Source organism: Streptomyces sp. NPDC000229 (genome assembly GCF_040300825.1).
Lineage (GTDB): Bacteria > Actinomycetota > Actinomycetes > Streptomycetales > Streptomycetaceae > Streptomyces.
The window spans coordinates 75,811-93,941 of record NZ_JBEPEL010000001.1; the positions used below are offsets into that span (position 1 = coordinate 75,811).

The 18,131-nt window shown below is 73.4% G+C and carries 13 protein-coding genes and 1 pseudogene; 13 read left to right on the plus strand and 1 reads right to left on the minus strand.

All coding sequences use genetic code 11. The features are described from left to right. The first annotated feature begins 10 nt into the window (after positions 1-10). The 13 genes and pseudogenes from ABT360_RS00325 (at position 11) to ABT360_RS00385 (ending at position 17,151) form a co-directional block, all read left to right on the plus strand. The gene (locus ABT360_RS00325) at positions 11-1,339 is read left to right on the plus strand and encodes an ABC transporter substrate-binding protein (RefSeq protein ID WP_351808376.1); all 1,329 of its coding nucleotides are present in this window, start codon (positions 11-13) and stop codon (positions 1,337-1,339) included. Beyond that, a complete protein-coding gene (locus tag ABT360_RS00330; RefSeq protein ID WP_351808378.1) occupies positions 1,336-2,277 on the plus strand; it encodes a carbohydrate ABC transporter permease in 942 nt (313 codons plus the stop codon). Before ABT360_RS00325 ends, ABT360_RS00330 begins: the two co-directional genes overlap by 4 nt. A gap of 5 nt (positions 2,278-2,282) precedes the next feature. Next, the gene (locus ABT360_RS00335; protein ID WP_351808380.1) at positions 2,283-3,164 is read left to right on the plus strand and encodes a carbohydrate ABC transporter permease; all 882 of its coding nucleotides are present in this window, start codon (positions 2,283-2,285) and stop codon (positions 3,162-3,164) included. Between the two features lie 6 nt (positions 3,165-3,170). Then, positions 3,171-4,436: a 6-phospho-beta-glucosidase gene (locus ABT360_RS00340; RefSeq protein ID WP_351808382.1), complete on the plus strand. Its 1,266-nt coding sequence runs from the start codon at positions 3,171-3,173 to the stop codon at positions 4,434-4,436. Further along, a complete protein-coding gene (locus tag ABT360_RS00345; RefSeq protein WP_351808384.1) occupies positions 4,427-5,413 on the plus strand; it encodes an N-acetylglucosamine kinase in 987 nt (328 codons plus the stop codon). The genes ABT360_RS00340 and ABT360_RS00345 overlap by 10 nt, the downstream gene beginning before the upstream one ends. Next, positions 5,412-5,796 (plus strand): annotated as a pseudogene (locus ABT360_RS00350) (phytanoyl-CoA dioxygenase family protein); the annotation flags it as partial. The gene ABT360_RS00345 and the pseudogene ABT360_RS00350, both read left to right, overlap by 2 nt. A 185-nt stretch (positions 5,797-5,981) precedes the next feature. Further along, entirely contained in the window at positions 5,982-7,394 is a 1,413-nt protein-coding gene (locus tag ABT360_RS00355; protein ID WP_444852150.1) for a hypothetical protein, read from the plus strand. A gap of 437 nt (positions 7,395-7,831) precedes the next feature. Next, complete coding sequence (locus ABT360_RS00360; protein WP_351808941.1) at positions 7,832-8,872, plus strand: glutamate ABC transporter substrate-binding protein; 1,041 nt, start codon at positions 7,832-7,834, stop codon at positions 8,870-8,872. A gap of 37 nt (positions 8,873-8,909) precedes the next feature. Continuing rightward, positions 8,910-10,181, plus strand: a complete 1,272-nt coding sequence (locus ABT360_RS00365) for a hypothetical protein (RefSeq protein WP_351808386.1) — start codon at positions 8,910-8,912, stop codon at positions 10,179-10,181. 41 nt (positions 10,182-10,222) lie between these two features. Next, positions 10,223-12,661, plus strand: a complete 2,439-nt coding sequence (locus ABT360_RS00370) for a serine/threonine-protein kinase (RefSeq protein ID WP_351808944.1) — start codon at positions 10,223-10,225, stop codon at positions 12,659-12,661. 3 nt (positions 12,662-12,664) lie between these two features. After that, positions 12,665-14,272, plus strand: coding sequence for a PP2C family serine/threonine-protein phosphatase (locus ABT360_RS00375; RefSeq protein ID WP_351808388.1), 1,608 nt, complete (start codon positions 12,665-12,667; stop codon positions 14,270-14,272). Between the two features lie 81 nt (positions 14,273-14,353). Next, entirely contained in the window at positions 14,354-15,712 is a 1,359-nt protein-coding gene (locus ABT360_RS00380) for a vWA domain-containing protein (RefSeq protein WP_351808390.1), read from the plus strand. Positions 15,713-15,765: 53 nt separating this feature from the next. Continuing rightward, on the plus strand, positions 15,766-17,151 hold the full coding sequence (locus ABT360_RS00385) for an FHA domain-containing protein (RefSeq protein WP_351808392.1): 1,386 nt from the start codon (positions 15,766-15,768) through the stop codon (positions 17,149-17,151). Here the strand turns inward: ABT360_RS00385 and ABT360_RS00390 are convergent. Then, positions 17,148-18,131 (minus strand): methyltransferase domain-containing protein, encoded by a 984-nt coding sequence (locus tag ABT360_RS00390; protein ID WP_351808394.1) that lies wholly within the window; start codon positions 18,129-18,131, stop codon positions 17,148-17,150. The genes ABT360_RS00385 and ABT360_RS00390 overlap by 4 nt on opposite strands.

Here is an 18,131-nt window from a genome sequence, read left to right on the forward strand (position 1 = left end):
GTCACCGCCAATGAACCGCACAGCCCTGGGCGTGCTCGCCTCGGCGGCCGCCATAGCCCTGGTCACCTCCGCATGCACCGGCTCGGCCGGGTCCGGCGCGAGCGACGACCCGAAGGCCGAGGTCACGCTGACGTTCTGGCACGGCTGGTCCGCGCCGGGCGAGGTGAAGGCGGTCGACGCCGCCGTCAAGCGGTTCGAGGCCGCCCACCCCGACATCACGGTGAAGGCCGTCCCCAACATCACCGACGACAAGATCCAGCAGGCACTGCGGGCCGGCGGCTCCAACGCCCCGGACGTCGTGTCGTCGTTCACCACCGACAACGTGGGCAAGTTCTGCTCCTCCGGCGCCTTCGCCGACCTGAAGCCGTTCATCGAGAAGTCGGGGATCGACCTGGAGAAGACGTTCGCGAAGCCGCGCCTGGACTACACCCGGTTCGAGGGCAAGCGCTGCGCGCTGCCGCTGCTGGGCGACGCGTACGGGCTGTACTACAACAAGGACGCCTTCAAGGAGGCGGGGATCGCGGCGCCGCCCAGGACCTGGAGCGAGTTCGACAAGGCCGCCGAGAAGCTGACCGAGCCGAAGGGCGACTCGTACGAGCAGCTCGGCTTCATGCCGAACTTCCACGGGTACGAAAGCACCCCCGGGCACCTCGTCGCCCAGTGGAGCCCGACGTACTTCGACGAGGACGGCAAGTCGAACATCGCCAAGGACCCCGCCTTCGCCGCCATGTTCACCTGGCAGAGGAACCTGATCGAGAAGCTGGGCGGGTTCCGGAAGCTGGAGAGGTACCGCAGCACCTTCGGTGACGAGTGGGGCGCCAAGCACCCCTTCCACACCGGTCAGGTCGCCATGCAGCTCGACGGCGAATGGCGCCTGGGCATGACCACGGACGCCGAGGTGCCCTTCGAGGTCGGCGTCGCGCCGCTGCCGGTCCCCGACGACCAGGCCGCCGACTACGGCAAGGGCTATCTGTCCGGCACCATCGTCGGCATCGCCTCCACCAGCCGGAAGCAGAACGCCGCCTGGGAGCTGGTGAAGTACCTGACCACCGACACCGACGCGGTCGTGGACTTCGCCGGCGAACTGCGCAACGTCCCCGCCACGCACGACGCGCTCGCCTCTCCGAAGCTGAAACTCGACCCGCGCTTCAGGACCTTCCTCGACATCGCCCGTCACCCGAAGTCCAACACCACCCCCGCGTCCGTCAACGGCGGCGCCTACCAGGTGACCCTCCAGGAGTTCGGCTACCTGTACGAGGCCGGCAAGGTCACGGACCTCAAGGCCGGGCTGGAGAAGACGGCCGCGCAGATCGACACGGACATCGAGAAGGCGAAGTGACGGTCCGCACGCTCCGGGCGAAGCGCACCCGTGGCACGCTGCGTACCGTCGCCTTCCTCTCCCCCTGGCTGGTCGGCTGCGGTGTCTTCTTCGCGTACCCGCTGGTCTCGACCGTGTACTTCTCGTTCATGGACTACGACGGGTTCGCGGCGCCCGTCTTCAACGGCCTGGAGAACTGGCGTTACGTCTTCGCCGACTACCCGGCCTTCTGGCCGTCGATGGCCAACACGCTGTGGCTGGTGGTCGTCATGGTCACCTGCCGGGTCGTCTTCGGACTCGGTGTCGGGCTGCTGATCACGAGGATCAAGACGGGGGCGGGGGTCTTCCGGACCCTGTTCTACCTGCCCTACCTGGCCCCTCCGGTCGCCGCCACCCTCGGTTTCGTCTTCCTGCTCAACCCCGGTACGGGCCCGGTCAACGCGATCCTCGCCGACCTGGGCCTGCCGGCCCCCGGCTGGTTCAACGACCCCGCGTGGTCCAAGCCCGCGCTGACCGTGCTCGCGGTGTGGGGCGTCGGCGACCTGATGGTCATCTTCATGGCCGCCCTGCTCGACGTACCGAAGGAGCAGTACGAGGCGGCCGAGCTGGACGGGGCGTCGGCCCGGCAGCGCTTCCGGTACGTCACGCTGCCGAACATCTCCCCGATCGTGCTGTTCGCCGTGGTCACCGGGGTCATCCAGACCATGCAGTACTACACACAGCCCCTGGTCGCCGGGAAGGTCGCCTCCGGGGTCATCGGCAACAGCGGCCAGCAGTTCGAGCCGGGCTACCCCGAGAAGTCGACGCTGACCCTGCCGCAGCTCGTGTACAACCTCGGCTTCCAGCGCTTCGACTACGGATCGGCCTGTGTCATCGCCCTGGTGCTGTTCGCGCTGGCCATGGCCTTCACGGTGCTGCTGATGCGGCGGCGCGGCGGCCTCGTACAGGTGGGTGACTGACCGCCATGACCCACGCGCTCGAAACGCCCCTGAAGGTCACGCCCGCCGCGCGCACGGCCCGCCGCAAGGCGGTGCTGCGCTGGATCGCCGTGCACGCGCTGGGCGTCGCCGCCGCGCTGTTCTTCGTGCTGCCGTTCGTGTTCCTCTTCCTCACCTCGCTCATGAGCGACCAGCAGGCCCTCACCCGCGACCTCACACCCGACACCTGGGAGTGGGGCAACTACGGGCGGGTGTGGAACACCCCCGGCTTCCTCACCTGGTGGAAGAACACCCTGCTGTACGCCGGGTTCGGCACGCTGCTGACGGTCGTGTCGTCGGTCCCCGTCGCGTACGCGCTCGCGAAGTTCCGCTTCCGGGGGCAGCGGCTCGCGCTGATGCTGGTCGTCTCCATGATGATGCTGCCGCCGCAGGTGGTCATCATCCCGATGTACCTGTTCTGGGCCAGGCAGATGGACCTGTCCGGCTCGCTGTGGCCACTGATCATCCCGATGGCGTTCGGTGACGCGTTCTCCGTCTTCCTGCTGCGGCAGTTCCTCCTCACCGTGCCGGGCGAGTACCTGGACGCGGCGAGGGTCGACGGCTGCGGCGAGCTGCGCACACTCCTCCGGGTGGTTTTGCCCATGGCGAAGCCGGGCATCGCGGCCGTCGCGCTGTTCCAGTTCTTCTCCGCATGGAACGACTACTTCGGGCCGCAGATCTACGCTTCCGAGAACCCGGCCGCCTGGACCCTCAGTTACGGCCTGGAGTCCTTCAAGGGCGCACACCACACCGACTGGAACCTGACCATGGCCGCGACCGTGCTGGTCATGGCCCCCGTGATCCTCGTCTTCTTCTTCGCCCAGAAGGCGTTCGTCGAGGGCGTCACACTGACCGGAGTGAAGGGCTAGAAGGGTATGAAGCTGGCTGTTGTGGGGGGCGGCTCCACGTACACCCCCGAGCTGATCGACGGGTTCGCGCGGCTGCGCGACACCCTCCCGATCAGTGAACTGGTTCTCGTCGACCCGGCCGCCGACCGCCTGGGGCCGGTCGGCGGGCTGGCCCGGCGGATCTTCGCCAAGCAGGGACACGACGGGCTCATCACGACCACGTCCGACCTGGACGCCGGTGTCGACGGCGCCGACGCCGTCCTGCTGCAACTGCGCGTCGGCGGACAGGCGGCCCGGCAGCAGGACGAGACGTGGCCGCTGGAGTGCGGCTGCGTCGGGCAGGAGACGACCGGCGCGGGCGGCCTGGCGAAGGCGCTGCGGACGGTGCCGGTCGTGCTCGACATCGCCGAGCGCGTACGCCGGACCAACCCGCGCGCGTGGATCATCGACTTCACCAACCCGGTCGGGATCGTCACCCGGGCCCTGCTCCAGGCAGGGCACCGGGCCGTCGGGCTGTGCAACGTGGCCATCGGCTTCCAGCGGAAGTTCGCGAGGCTGCTGGACGTCGAGCCGGGCGCGGTGCACCTGGACCATGTCGGGCTCAACCACCTCACCTGGGAGCGCGGGGTGCGGCTCGGCGGGCCGGACGGCGAGGACGTACTGCCGAAGCTGCTCGCCGAGCACGGGGACGCCATCGCCGACGACCTCCGGCTGCCGCGTGCCCTGCTCGACCGGTTGGGCGTCGTCCCCTCGTACTACCTGCGGTACTTCTACGCCCATGACGAGGTCGTCCAGGAGCTGCGCACCAAACCGTCGCGGGCGTCCCAGGTCGCGGCGATGGAACGCAAACTGCTGGAGATGTACGGCGACCCCACGCTGGACGAGAAACCGGAACTGCTCGCCGAGCGGGGCGGGGCCTTCTACTCGGAGGCGGCGGTGGACCTGGCGGCGGCGCTGCTGGGCGGGTCCGCCCCGGGGACGCAGGTGGTCAACACGTACAACGCCGGGACGCTGCCGTTCCTGCCGGACGACGCGGTGATCGAGGTCCAGGCCGCCGTGGACGCCTCGGGCGCCTCGCCCGTGGCCGTGCCCGAACTCGATCCGCTGTACGCGGGGCTCGTCGCCCAGGTGACCGCCTACGAGGACCTGGCGCTGGAGGCGGCGCTGCGCGGCGGGCGCGACCGGGTGTTCAGGGCGCTGCTGGCGCACCCGCTGATCGGCCAGTACGCGATGGCCGAGGGGCTGACCGACCGGCTGATCGCCCGCAACCGGGAGCACCTGGCGTGGGCGTAACGGCCGCCGTCCTCGCCATCGACGCGGGCAACAGCAAGTCGGACGTGGCGTTCGTCGGTGAGGACGGATCGGTCCTGGCCTCGGCGCGCGGTCCCGGCTTCCAGCCACAGCGGACGGGGGCCGGGGCGGCGCTCGACGTCCTGGAGTCCACCGTCCACGAGGCGCTGGCGTCCGCGGGCCTGGCCGTCGACGGCGTACGGCATGTGTCGGCGTGTCTGGCCAACGCCGACTTCCCCGCCGAGGAGGCGGAGTTTACGGCCGCCCTGCACGCGCGCGCGTGGGGGCGGACGGTCCAGGTGCGCAACGACACGTTCGCCATCCTGCGGGCGGGCGTCGACGAGCCGCGCGGCGTCGCGGTGGTGTGCGGCGCGGGGATCAACTGCGTGGGCATGCTGCCGGACGGGCGCACCGCGCGCTTCCCCTCGATCGGGCGGATCTCCGGTGACTGGGGCGGGGGTTCCGGGCTCGCGGAGGAGGCCATGTGGTTCGCGGCCCGGGCGGAGGACGGGCGCGGTGAGCCGACGGAGCTGGCCCGGGCCCTGCCCGCGCACTTCGGCCTGGACTCGGTGTACGCGCTGGTCGAGGCCTTGCACCTGGGGCGGATCCCGGCCGAGCGGCGGCACGAGCTGACCCCGGTGCTGTTCGCGGCGAGCGCCGCGGGCGACCCGGTCGCCCGGTCGATGGTGGAGCGCCAGGCGGAGGAGGTCGTCGCTCTGGCGACGGTCGCCCTGGAGCGTCTCGGCCTGCTGGACGAGGAGGTCCCGGTGCTGCTGGGCGGCAGCATCCTGGCGGCCCGGCACCCGCAGCTGAACGGGCGGATCGCCGAACTGCTGGCCGTCAAGGCCCCGAAGGCCGCCCTCCAGGTGGTGACCGAGCCCCCGGTACTGGGCGCGGCGCTGCTGGGCCTCGACCACGCCGGGGCGCCCGCCGAGGCCCACACGCGGCTGCGGGCGCATTACCGGCAGGGTACGAAATAGGGTGCACTGGGTGTGGGGCATGGGCCAGGAGCCGTTCCGGCGGGCCGCCAACACACCCGTCCTGCATGAGGCGTTCGACCTGCTGGTGGGGCCGGGGAGGTGGGTGCCGCGCACGGTCCTCGGCTCGTTCCCGCTGCGGTTCCCGCACGAGGAGGAACCGGACGACGCGGGGTGGCACATCGAGGGCAGCCACCTGCCGGACGGGCCCGCCGCCGAGCCGGGCCACCACGCCAACCACCGCTCGCGGGGCCGAGCGCTGCAAGGTCGTGCACGCCACGGGACGTCCGGGCGATGTGTACCTGTGCCACCCGTTCCTGGTGCACGCCGCGCAGCCGCACCACGGGACGCGGCCGCGGTTCATGGCGCAACCCGCGCTGGAGCCCCGTTGAGACCGTCGGGGACGAGCGGGGCGGGGAACCGGGCGGGGCCGCGCAGCGTATACAGGTGGGGGGTTCGAAGGGTGGTGCGAGCGGGGCTGCGGGCACGATAACAACAAGATCGAGTCAAGCCTGGTGTGAACACCGGCCCCTCCCGCCATACTGCGGTGAGCGACCGAGGGGGAGGTCACGTGACATACGCACCGGATGCGCCGGCCGCGCCGAGCGCGCCACCTGCGCCGGGCGCGCCCGTGGTGCCGCCACCGCCGCCACCGCCACCGGCGGGGCCGCCCGCCGGGCGGGGGGCGTGGGCCGAGGGTGTGGCGCGGCTGCGTGCCGCCGCCACGACCGAGCCCGGCCGGCTGCGGATCCTGGGTGCCGTACTGGCGTCGCTGGTCGTGGCGTTCGGGGCGGTCACCGCGTTCGAGATCTCCGACCGGGCGGCCGCGGCCGACGACGTGGTGAGCCGCAGTCAGCCGCTGAGCGCGGACGCGGCGGACATCTACCGTTCGCTGGCGGACGCCGACACGGCCGCGGCGGGCGGCTTCCTGGCCGGCGCGCAGGAGCCCGCCGCCGTGCGCGAGCGGTACGAGGAGGACATCACCACCGCGTCCCGGCTGATCGTCAAGGCCGCGGCGAACACGAACGGTTCCTCGCGGTCCGCCCAGGACATCGCCACCCTCAATGAGTACCTGCCGCGCTACACGGGGCTGGTGGAGCGCGCCCGCGCGGCCAACCGGCAGGGCCTGCCGCTGGGCGGGGCGTATCTGCGGTACGCCAACCAGCAGATGAGCACCCGGCTGCTGCCCGCCGCCGAGCGGCTGTACGAGGCGGAGACCGCACGGCTCGGCCAGGACGACCGGGACGCCCGGATGTGGCCGTTCCTGTCCCTCGGCACGGGGATCGTGGTCCTCGCCGCCCTCCTGTGGGCGCAGCGCCGCACGTACCTGCGCACGAACCGGGTGTTCAACCACGGCCTGCTGGCCGCCACGGCCGCGTCCACGGTGGTGCTGCTGTGGCTGGCGGTCGGGCACACGGTGGCCCGGGCGGAGCTGAACGAGGCCAAGGCGCACGGCCAGGATTCGCTCAAGGTGCTGAACGAGGCACGGATCAACTCCCTGAAGGCCCGCGCCAACGAGAACCTGACCCTGGTGGCCCGCGGTGCGGTGCTGACCGAGGACGGCAAGAGCGACAAGTACGAGACCGACTACGGCACGGGCATGGGCGGGCTGACCGCCGCGCTGGACGAGGCGGACCGGCTCGCCGACGACATCGCGGGTGACGGACCGGTCTCGGACGCCGCACGGGGGGTGGCCGAGTGGAAGAAGCGGCACAAGGCCGCCCGTGACATGGACAACGGCGGCGACTACAACGGCGCGCTGGCCAAGGTGATCGGCGCCGAGAACTCCACCGGGGAGTCCTTCGACGAAGTGGACGCGGCACTGGAGAAAGCCCTGGACCATGAACAGGGCGAGTTCACCCGGGCCGCCGAGGACGGGCGCGGCGCACTGACCGGCCTGCCGGTCGGGGCGGCCGCCCTGGCCGTGGTGGGCGCGGCCGGGGCCATCATGGGCATCAACCGCCGGCTGTCGGAGTACCGGTGAGGGCGAGGGGAGGCACGATGAAGGACAACGACGACGCGGCGCCGCGGGCGGCCGGCGACACGGACGGACCGCTCGGCGCGTCCACCGCCGATCCGGTACGCCACGCTGCGGCCTCCGGTCCCGACGGCGCATTGGGGGGCGCCCCGGCCCCTCACGAACCCGCCGATCCCGCCGAGCCCGCTGACCCCGACGCGGCCACAGGCGCCGCCCCCGGCACGGGCGCGGGGCACGGCACCGGTACGACCCGCACCGCTGAGTCGGGCGCCGCCCCCGGCACGAACGGCACTGCTGATCCCGGCGCTGCCGCGGGCACCGGCGCCGGCACGGCGGCGGGTCACGGCACGACGGCGGCCCGGCGCGGCCATCCCGACACCGGCACCGGCGCGGGGCGCGGCGTGGCGGCCGCGGCGCACAGTGCCGGGGGCCGGCCCCCGGGCGTGGGACGGCGCGGGTCCGGCCCGGCGGCGCGCCGCGGCTCGGCGCGCCGAGGGGCCGCCGGGCGGTTGCGGGGGTGGGGCGGGGTCGCGGCGATGGCCGTGGCGTGCGGGCTGACCGCCGCGCTGACCCTGGTGCCGCTGTCGCGGAGCGGCCTGGGCTCCGCCCAGGTGTCCGGAGCGGGCAGCGTCCTGCCCGCCAAGGCCGACACGTGCGAGGACCCGGAGGCCTCCCTCCCGCCGTCCGCCGCGGACGGGCCGTCCATCGACGCCATCAAGACACGCGGCAAGCTTGTCGTCGGCGTGGACCAGAACAGTTACCGGTGGGGGTACCGCGACCCGGCGACCGGCAGGCTGGAAGGTTTCGACATCGACCTCGCGCGGGCCATCGCCGAGGACATCCTCGGCAGCCGGGACGCCGTCATCTTCCGCGCCATCCCCACCAACCAGCGGATCGCCGCCCTGGAGAACGGCACCGTCGACCTGGTGGTGCGGACGATGACGATCAACTGCAGCCGCATCAAGCAGGTCGCCTTCTCCACCGCCTACTTCCAGGCCGGGCAGCAGGTCCTGGCACCGGAGAACTCCCCGGTCAAGGGGTACGACTCCTCCCTCAAGGGCAAGCGGGTCTGCTCGGCCGAGGGCTCGACGGCGTACGAGGCGCTGGAGAGGCAGTCGTTCGGCGCCGTCTTCAAGGACGCGCACGACGGCCTGCCGGAGGACGAGGACATCCACACCGTGCCCAACCAGCTGGACTGCCTGGTGCGGCTCCAGATGGGCGAGGTGGACGCGGTCGTGACGGACAACGCGCTGGCCGCCGGCCAGGCGGCGCAGGACCCGGCCGTCACCCTGAAGGGCGAGCCGTTCACGACGGAGTACTACGGCGTCGCCGCCAAGCTCGGCAACGACGACCTGGTGCGGCGGGTCAACCAGGTGCTCGTCGACTACCGCAAGGGACCCTGGATGAAGGCGTACAACACCTGGCTGAGCACCGTCCTGCCCGGCATAACCGGGCCGCCGGCACCGAAGTACCGCATCAACTGACCTGCTGATCCGGCATGTACGAGTGGAGAGGTGATCGATGGGCGTCACGGGACCCCCTGGGCCGGTGATGGACCGGGACGAGGTGGACCGTGCGCTGGCGCGGCTCGGGGCGGAGCACAAGGCGGTCGAGGACTCGCTGCTCGCCCTCCAGGACCACGCGGGCCGCCGGCTCCTCGAAGGCGCCGAGCTGACCGGCACGACCAAGGACCGCTGGGCCACCACCGAGCAGACGATCACCCTGCTGTGGACGTACTTCGACGCGTACACCGCGGCGTTGAACGAGGCCCGTGAGGTGCGCGCCCGGCGCCGGTGGCCCGGCCGCGAGGAGCTGGCCGAGCTGACGGAGCGGCTGCGCGGCGAGAGCGTGACGGTGTCGGGCACGTCGGCCAAGCTGGCCGAGCGGTTCACGCTGGAGCGGCTGGTGGACCGGATGAACGAGCTGTACGCGAGCTCGCTCGACACGGTGGTCACGGCGGACGCGGTGTGGTCCGCGCTGCCCGCGCGGATAGACCTGCTGGCGGCCGAGCTGCACCGCACCCGTTCGCTGGCGCACTCGGTGGGCGTACGGCCCGGGGAGCACCCGGCCGGGGACGACCTGGAGTCCATCACGCACGAGCTCGCCACCCTGCGGGCGCAGGTGGTGACCGACCCGCTGGCGTTCTGGCGCCCCGCGGCGGGCAGTTCGGCGCCCGGTGGCGGGCGGCCCGACACGGACAGGTACGACCGGGCGGCCCGCGCGCTGGAGGACGTGCGCCGCGAGATCGAGGCGGTGCTCCAGGTCCGGCAGGACTCGGAGGCGCGGCTGCTGCGGCTGCGGGACGTCCTCTCGCGCGCCGACCGGACGCTCGCCGAGGCGCGGGCGGCCAGGGGCGAGGTCCTGGCGAAGATCGCCGCCTCCGAGGTGCCGGTGGTGAGCGGTCCGCCGACCGCGCTCCAGGAGCGGCTGGCGACGGCCGCCGAGTACCGCCGCCACGCCCAGTGGCACCGGCTGTCGCCGCTGCTGGAGGCGCTGGAGCGGGAGGCCGAGGACGAACTGCTGCGGGCGCGCGAGCAGTTGACGGCGGTCACCGCGCCGCTGGCCGTCCGGGCGGAGCTGCGCGGGCGGCTCGACGCGTACAAGGCGAAGGTCACCCGGCACGGCATGGCGGAGGATCCGCTGCTGATCGAGCGGTACGACGCGGCACGCCGGATGCTGTGGAGCGCCCCGTGCGACCTGCGGGTCGCCGAGCAGGCGGTGCTGCGCTATCAGCGGGCGGCCGCGGAAGTCCTGTCGGGGCCGGGTCCCGTGGACCGTAGGGGGAGCCAGTGAAGACGTGTCAGCGGCCCGGCTGTGAGGGCTCGTACGAGGACATGGGCGGCGGTGAGCTGTACTGCGACACATGCGGTCTGGCGCCGGTCGTCTCACCGTCGGGGATGGTGTCGTCGCCGCCGACGGGCATCGCGGGCGGCGGGAAGGGGTCCAGCAGCAGCTCCCGGTCGTCGGGGCGCTCTTCCCGGTCGTCGCGGCGGTCGGTATCCGGGCGGCTGTCCCGTTCGGTGTCGGGCGGCACGGGGTCGTCCCGGTCGGTGTCGGTGCGCAGTTCCGGTTCGTCCACCGGACAGTCGGCGCGGGGCAGGCTGGGCGCGGGGCTGGTGTCGATCCCGGCGGTGCCGCGCCCCGATCCCCGGTCGGTGGTGATGGCGAACCCGGAGGTGCCGGAGCGGAAGCGATTCTGCTCGCGGTCCGACTGCGGTGCGCCGGTGGGGCGGGCGCGCGGTGACCGGCCGGGGCGTACGGAGGGGTTCTGCACCAAGTGCGGGCACCCGTACTCGTTCGTGCCGAAGCTGCGCGCGGGGGACGTGGTGCACGGCCAGTACGAGGTGGCCGGGTGCCTGGCGCACGGCGGGCTGGGCTGGATCTATCTCGCCGTGGACCGGGCGGTCTCCGACCGGTGGGTGGTCCTCAAGGGCCTGCTGGACACCGGTGACCAGGACGCGATGGCGGCGGCGATCTCGGAGCGGCGGTTCCTCGCCGAGATCGAGCACTCCAACATCGTCCGCATCTACAACTTCGTGGAGCACCTGGACCAGCGGACGGGCTCCCTCGACGGCTACATCGTCATGGAGTACGTCGGCGGCAAGTCCCTGAAGGACATCGCCAACGAGCGGCGCGGACCGGACGGGCGGCGCGACCCGCTGCCGGTGGAGCAGGCGTGCGCGTACGGCATCGAGGCGCTGGAGGCGCTCGGGCACCTGCACAGCCGGAACCTGCTGTACTGCGACTTCAAGGTCGACAACGCCATCCAGACCGAGGACCAGCTGAAGCTGATCGACATGGGCGCGGTGCGGCGGATGGACGACGACGAGTCGGCCATCTACGGCACGGTCGGCTACCAGGCGCCGGAGGTGGCGGAAGCCGGCCCTTCGGTCGCGTCCGACCTGTACACGGTGGCGCGGACGCTGGCGGTGCTGACGTTCGACTTCCAGGGGTACACGAACGTGTTCGTGGACTCCCTGCCGGACCCGGACAACATCGACGTGTTCCGGACGTACGAGTCGTTCTACCGGCTCCTGGTGCGGGCGACCGACCCGGACCCGGCGCGCCGGTTCGCCTCGGCCCAGGAGATGGCCGAGCAGTTGACGGGCGTGCTGCGGGAAGTGGTGGCCCTCCAGACGGGCCGTCCGCGCCCGGCCCTGTCGACGCTGTTCGGCCCGGAAGTGCGCGTGACGGACACGGAACTGTTCGCCGACGACGACGGTGACGTGTCGGTGCTGGGCGCCCGGGAGGTCCCGAAGGGGCTGGGCCTTCGACGGAGGCCCGCGACGGCGGCCGTCCCCCCGCCGCGTACGGGGTCGGCGGTGGCCGCCCCTGCCGTCACGCCGCTGCTCGCCCCGCTCGACGCCCGTGCCACCGCGCTGGCGCTGCCCGTGCCGCACGTCGACACCGCCGACCCGAACGCCGGGTTCCTCGCCGGGCTGATGGCGGCCGCGCCCGCCGAGCTGATCGCCGCCCTGCACACCGCCCCGGCGAGCTCCCTCGAACTGCGGCTGCGCGAGCTGCGCGCCCGCCTCGAAATGGGCGAAGTGGGCGCGGCGCACCGCGCGTTGGAAACCTTGGAGGCGCAGCATCCGGACGACTGGCGGGTCGTCTGGTACCGCGGGGTCGCGTCCCTGGCGACGGGCGACAACGCGAACGCCGCGCTGTCGTTCGACGCGATCTACGACGCGTTCCCCGGCGAGCCCGCGCCCAAGCTGGCGCTGGGCGTCTGCGCCGAGGTGCTGGGCCAGTTGGACAACGCCGCCGAGTACTACCGCCTGGTGTGGACGACGGACCCGAGCCATGTGAGCGCCGCGTTCGGCCTGGCGAGGGTCCGGTTGGCCGCCGGCGACCGGGCCGGTGCCGTTCATACGCTGGAGTCGGTGCCCGAGGCGTCGATCCACTACACGGCCGCGCGCGTGGCGGCCGTACGGGCCCGGCTGCGGCGCCGCTCCGCGCACGAGCCGTTGATCGGTGACCTGACGGCGGCGGCGAACCAGGTGTCCGCGCTACAGCGGTTCGGGCTGGACGCGGTGCGCCGCGAACAGTTGTCCACAGAGGTGCTGGGCAAGGCGCTGGACTGGGTAATGTCCGGTAGTCCAGGGGCGGGGACCGCACGGACCCCGCTGCTGGGCAGCGAACCGGACGAGCGCGGCCTGCGTCTCGGACTGGAACGCTCCTACCGGGTGCTCGCCCGGCTCGCTCAGCGCGGCGAGGAGAGGATCGACATGGTGGAGCGGGCGAACCGCTTCCGCCCCCGGACATGGGTGTGATTGATGTCGCAGAGGCACCAGCTGTCCGCCTGCCCCAGCTGCGAGGAGCCGCTGGAGTCGGGTGATCTGTTCTGCGGTGCGTGCGGGTACGACCTGTCGGCCGTACCGCCGCCGCCTCAGGACCGTCCGACCATGGTCATGGGCTCGCCCGTGGGCGGTGCCGCGTGGCCCGCGGCCCCGGCCGCCCCCGGGCAGGACCAGGCGGTCGGCGGCCTGCCGGGGGATCAGCCCCGCACGGCCCCTTCGGCGGTACGGTTCGACGCCCGCGCCGCGGACGACGCCGGGGACTTCGAACTCCCGGCGCCCGCACCGGCTCAGGCCCCTGCACCGGCTCCGGCACCGCCACCGGCTCCGAGCGGCGCGCCCGCGCACGCGGCCGGTTCCGGGGCGGCGCCCGCGCCGGAGGCGTACGGAGCGCCGGCACCGGCGGGCCCGCATGCGGCGGGCCACGCACCGGTCGCCGCGCCGGCAGCCGGTGCCGTACCCGCGACCGGGCCGACGGCCCCGCCATGGGCACCACCCGGCACCGCGCCGACAGCCGCTGCCGCGCCGCAGGCCGGGGCGTCCGCCCCGGGAGCCGGTGGAGCGGCGGGACCGGACGGCGGCCCTGGGGCCGAGCCCCTGGTGGGCGGTGTGGGCGCACCCGATCCGCGGGCGGCCGAGCACACGGCGGCTCCACCCGCCGGGACCCGGCTGTGCGTGGCCTGCCGGGCCGGGCACGTGGATCCGGAGGGGTACTGCGAGAACTGCGGGCACGCGCAGCCGCGTGAGCGCGACCACATGGAGGAGGAGCTCGGCGCGGTCGCCGCCGTCAGCGACCGCGGGCTGCGCCACCACCGCAACGAGGACGCGTACGCCGTGTCCTCGACGGCCCTGCCGGACGGCTCGCCGGCCGTGGTCGCGATCGTCTGCGACGGGGTGTCGTCGGCGACCCGCCCCGACGAGGCGTCGGCGGCCGCCGCGGCCGCCGCCAATAAGTCGCTGCTGGAGGCGCTGCCGCGCGGTACGCATCCGCAGGCGGCGATGCACGAGGCGATCGTCGCGGCCTCCGAGGCGGTCAACGCCCTCGCCGACGGCCAGGACGCGGGGGCCATGGAGCACGACCCGCACCGCCACCAGAACGCGCCGGCCTGCACGCTCGTCGGCGCGGTCGTGGCGAGCGGCCTGCTGGTGGTCGGCTGGGTCGGCGACAGCCGCGCCTACTGGGTGCCGGACGACCGCAGCGGCCCGCCCGCACGGCTCACCGAGGACGACTCGTGGGCCGCGCAGATGGTGGCGGCGGGCCTGATGAACGAGGCAGAGGCGTACGCGGACGAGCGCGCCCACGCCATCACCGGCTGGCTGGGAGCCGACGCGTACGAACTGGAGCCGCACACCGCCGCGTTCAAGCCGGACCGTCCCGGTGTCGTCGTGGTGTGCACGGACGGCCTGTGGAACTACGCGGAGGCGGCGGAGGAGATGGCGCGGGTGCTTCCGCCCGACGCGGCCGAACGGCCCCTGCACAGCGCTCAGGTCCTCGTCGGGCACGCGCTCGACGGCGGCGGCCACGACAACGTAACAGTGGCCGTCGTGCCGTTCGCCATGGCGCCCGAAGGGGCAGGATCGGCCTGACCGTTTCGCCCGACGACCAGCCCCCCACTCCGTTCCGTCTGTTGCTGTGGGCGTCAGTCCACGTCCTGAGGAGCCGATCAGATGGCGAACTTCTCCAAGTCGAACGTGCCGCAGTTCTCGGTGGACGTGTACCAGAACGAGTACCTGCCGGAGGGCGGGCGCGAGGTCAACGCGATCGTCACGGTCACCTCGACGGGCGGCGGCACCAGCGGAGGGATGCCGCTGACCGGGGCGGCGGTCTCCCCCTCGTCCATACCGGGGCAGGCGCCGACCGCCGCCGTCGTGATCATGGTCGACTGCTCGGGGTCCATGGAGTACCCGCCGACGAAGATGCGCAACGCGCGGGACGCCACGGCCGCCGCGATCGACACCCTGCGCGACGGCGTCGCCTTCGCGGTGGTCGCCGGCACCCATGTCGCGAGCGAGGTCTATCCGGGCGGCGGCGGGCTGGCCACCGCCGACGCGCGCACCCGGGCCCAGGCGAAGGAGGCGCTGCGCAGGCTGAGCGCGGGCGGCGGCACCGCGATCGGTACGTGGCTGACGCTCGCCGACCGGCTGCTGGCGACCGCCGACGTACCGATCCGGCACGGCATCCTGCTCACCGACGGCCGCAACGAGCACGAGTCGCCGGAGGACCTGCGCGCGGCCCTCGACGCCTGCGCCGGGCGCTTCACCTGCGACGCCCGTGGGGTGGGGACGGACTGGGAGGTCAAGGAGGTCACGGGGATCGCCTCGGCGCTGCTCGGCACGGCCGACATCGTCGCCGATCCGGCGGGCCTGGCCGCGGACTTCACGCGGATGATGGAGCACGCGATGGGCAAGGAGGTCGCCGACGTCGCCCTGCGCCTGTGGACACCGGTCGGGGTGGAGATCGTCTTCGTCAAGCAGGTGGCTCCGACGGTGGAGGAGCTGACGGACCGGCGTACGGAGGCGGGCCCGCGGGCCGGGGACTACCCGACCGGCTCGTGGGGCGACGAGTCCCGCGACTACCACGTGTGCGTCCGGGTGCCGGAGGCCGGCATCGGCCAGGAGATGCTCGCCGCCCGGGTCTCGCTCATCCTGCCCGACCCGGCGGGCGGCACGCCGCAGACCCTGTCGCACGGTCTGGTACGGGCGGTGTGGACCGACGACATGGCGGCCTCCACCTCCATCAACCCCCAGGTCGCGCACTACACGGGCCAGGCCGAACTGGCACAGGTCATCCAACAAGGGCTCGATGCGCGCAAGTCGGGAGATTTCGACGGCGCGACGGCGAAGCTCGGCCGTGCCGTGCAACTGGCGGCCGCCTCCGGCAACGCGGACACCGCGAACCTCCTTTCGAAGGTGGTGGACGTGGTCGACGCGGTGACAGGTACTGTGCGACTGAAGGCGAAGGTCGCGGAAGCGGACGAGATGACCCTCGAGACGCGCTCCACCAAGACCGTTCGCGTAAAGAAATAGGTCACGATCTGCTCGGCCCGCGGGGCCGGACGAGGAGAGGGGGAAGCGCCGACATGCCGACCTGCCCGAACGGACACCAGTCGGGTTCCGACGACTGGTGCGAGGTCTGCGGCCACCGCATGACCGGGGCGGGCGCGCCTGCGGGTGCCGTTCCGCCGCCGCCTCCCCCGCCGCCGCCGGCGTACGGCTACCCCGGCCCGGGCGGCCCGCCTCCCCGGCCCGCCGGCCCCGGTGCACCGGGCGGCTTCCCGGGCGGTGACCCGAACGCCACCGCCCAGGCGGAGCTGTGCCCGCAGTGCCGCACTCCGCGTGAGGCCATGGCGCCGTTCTGCGAGGAGTGCCGGTGGAACTTCCTGACCAACACGGCGACTTCGTACACCCCTGTCGCGCCGCCCCCGGGCCCCGGCAACCAGGGCCGTCCCGGCGGTCCGGGCGGCGGCCCCGGTGGCCCGCCGCCCGGGCTGAACCTGCCGCCCGGCTTCCAGTCGCAGCCGCAGGGGCCGCGCCCACCGGACCCGTTCGAGTACCAGGGCTCCCGCCCGTCGCAGATGAACCGCCCGGCCGAGCCGCTGCCGCCCGAGCCGTCGACGCCCCAGCGTCCGGCGCAGGGCTCCCCGCAGGGTCCGCCGCCGGTGCCCCAGGCGTTCCAGCAGCCGCCCGGCCCGCCGCGGCCGCCGCAGGCGTTCCGGCAGCCGGGTCCGCCGCCCCCGCCGCAGCCGACCGGCGGTGGCGGGGACGACTGGATGCTGCCGCCGCCCTCGCGGCCGCAAGCACCGCAGCCCCAAGCACCGCAGCCGCATGCACCGCAGCCGCACGCCCAGCCCCAGCCGCATCCACAGCCCCCGCAGCCTCACGCGCCCCAGCCTCCGGCGCGCCCCGAGCAGCCCGAAGGCCCGCGCGAATCGGGGCCGCAGACACACCAAGGACCGCAGACGCACCAGGGACCGCAGGGGCCGCAGGCGTCCCACGGCCCCCAGGGATCGCACGTGCCCCAGGCGCCCCAGCCTCCCCAGTACCAGGCGGCGCCCGCCGGCTGGACGGCGGTGGTCGCGCCCGACCGTGAGTACTTCATGGCGATGATGCAGCGCAGCGGCCCCGAGGCCGCGGGCCTCAACCTGCCCGCGTACTCCCCGGAACAGCGCCTGCCGCTCTCCGGCAACCAGGTCAGCATCGGCCGCCGCCGGCACTCCACGGGCGAGGCCCCGGACATCGACCTGTCCGTACCGCCGGAGGACCCGGGCGTCTCGCACCAGCACGCGGTGCTGGTGCAGCAGCCCGACGGCACCTGGGCGGTCGTCGACCAGAACTCCACCAATGGCACCACGCTCAACGGCGCGGAGGACCCGATCCAGCCCTATGTCCCCGTCCCGCTCAAGGACGGCGACCGGGTCCATGTGGGCGCCTGGACGACGATCACCATCCGCCGGGGCCAGGCCTAGCCGGACGCGGTGCCGAGGGGCCAGCTGTAGGGCCCCTCGGGGTCGTCCAGCCAGGCCCACTGGTGCTCGCCGCTGATCGTCACGCCGAACCGTTCCCGCACGGGACGCCGTTCGCGCTGCCACAGCGAGTACGCCTCGTGCGGGTCTAGGCTGCCCGCGGTGAGCGCCAGCAGGAAGCGGAACAGCTCGTTGTCGGTGGCGCGCCGGGGCAGGCCGCCCGTGTGCACCACGGGCGCCGGCGGGGCCCCGCCGCGCAGCGGCACGAAGTACGCGGACGTGTGGAGGAACCGGCCCTCCGCGTGCTCGGCGTCCCGCACCCGCAGCCGGATCAGCCCCGTGGACAGCGGCGCCAGGATGCGGGCGCCCGGCCGGCACTGCGCGAGCCACACGGGCGGTACGGAGGCCACGGCGCAGGTTGCGACGACCGCGTCGTACGGTGCCCGCTGCGGGCAGCCGAGGGCTCCGTCGCCGGTGATCACGGCCGGGTGGTACCCGGCCGCCTCCAGGTGGGCGCGGGCCGCCTCCGTGATGTCCTCGTCCAGGTCGACGGTCGTCACCCGCTCGTCGCCCAGTCGGTGCGCCAGGAGCGCCGCGTTGTACCCGGTCCCGGCGCCGATCTCCAGGACGCTCTCGCCGTCCCGCAGCTCCAGCGCGTGCAGCATTCCGGCCATCAGGGACGGCTGGCTGGCGGACGAGACCAGTTCCCCGTCGCGTACGTGCGTGGCGAGCGGCCGGTCCAGGTAGGTGCCCTCCAGCCACCGCCTCCGCCGGCCGGGATCCGGGTCCCCGCACCACAGCCGCTCGTATCCCCCCATGACCCCCACGTAGAAGTACGGCACGAACAGGTGCCGCGGCACCTCCTCGAACGCCGCCCGCCAGGCCGGGTCCTGGAGGTCCCCTCCGGCGGCGATCTCCCGCACGAGTTCGCGCCGCGCCTCGGCGGCGGCCCCGGCGAACGGATCCTCTCGCTGTGTGCGCAT

Excerpts from the sequence above, each read along its gene's own strand:
- ABT360_RS00325 (WP_351808376.1), top strand. The coding sequence starts at position 11 with ATGAACCGCACAGCCCTGGGCGTGCTCGCCTCGGCGGCCGCCATAGCC.
- ABT360_RS00335 (WP_351808380.1), top strand. The coding sequence starts at position 2,283 with ATGACCCACGCGCTCGAAACGCCCCTGAAGGTCACGCCCGCCGCGCGC.
- ABT360_RS00340 (WP_351808382.1), top strand. The coding sequence starts at position 3,171 with ATGAAGCTGGCTGTTGTGGGGGGCGGCTCCACGTACACCCCCGAGCTG.
- ABT360_RS00365 (WP_351808386.1), top strand. The coding sequence starts at position 8,910 with ATGGGCGTCACGGGACCCCCTGGGCCGGTGATGGACCGGGACGAGGTG.
- ABT360_RS00370 (WP_351808944.1), top strand. The coding sequence starts at position 10,223 with ATGGGCGGCGGTGAGCTGTACTGCGACACATGCGGTCTGGCGCCGGTC.
- ABT360_RS00375 (WP_351808388.1), top strand. The coding sequence starts at position 12,665 with ATGTCGCAGAGGCACCAGCTGTCCGCCTGCCCCAGCTGCGAGGAGCCG.
- ABT360_RS00380 (WP_351808390.1), top strand. The coding sequence starts at position 14,354 with ATGGCGAACTTCTCCAAGTCGAACGTGCCGCAGTTCTCGGTGGACGTG.
- ABT360_RS00385 (WP_351808392.1), top strand. The coding sequence starts at position 15,766 with ATGCCGACCTGCCCGAACGGACACCAGTCGGGTTCCGACGACTGGTGC.
- ABT360_RS00390 (WP_351808394.1), bottom strand. The coding sequence starts at position 18,131 with ATGCGCACACAGCGAGAGGATCCGTTCGCCGGGGCCGCCGCCGAGGCG.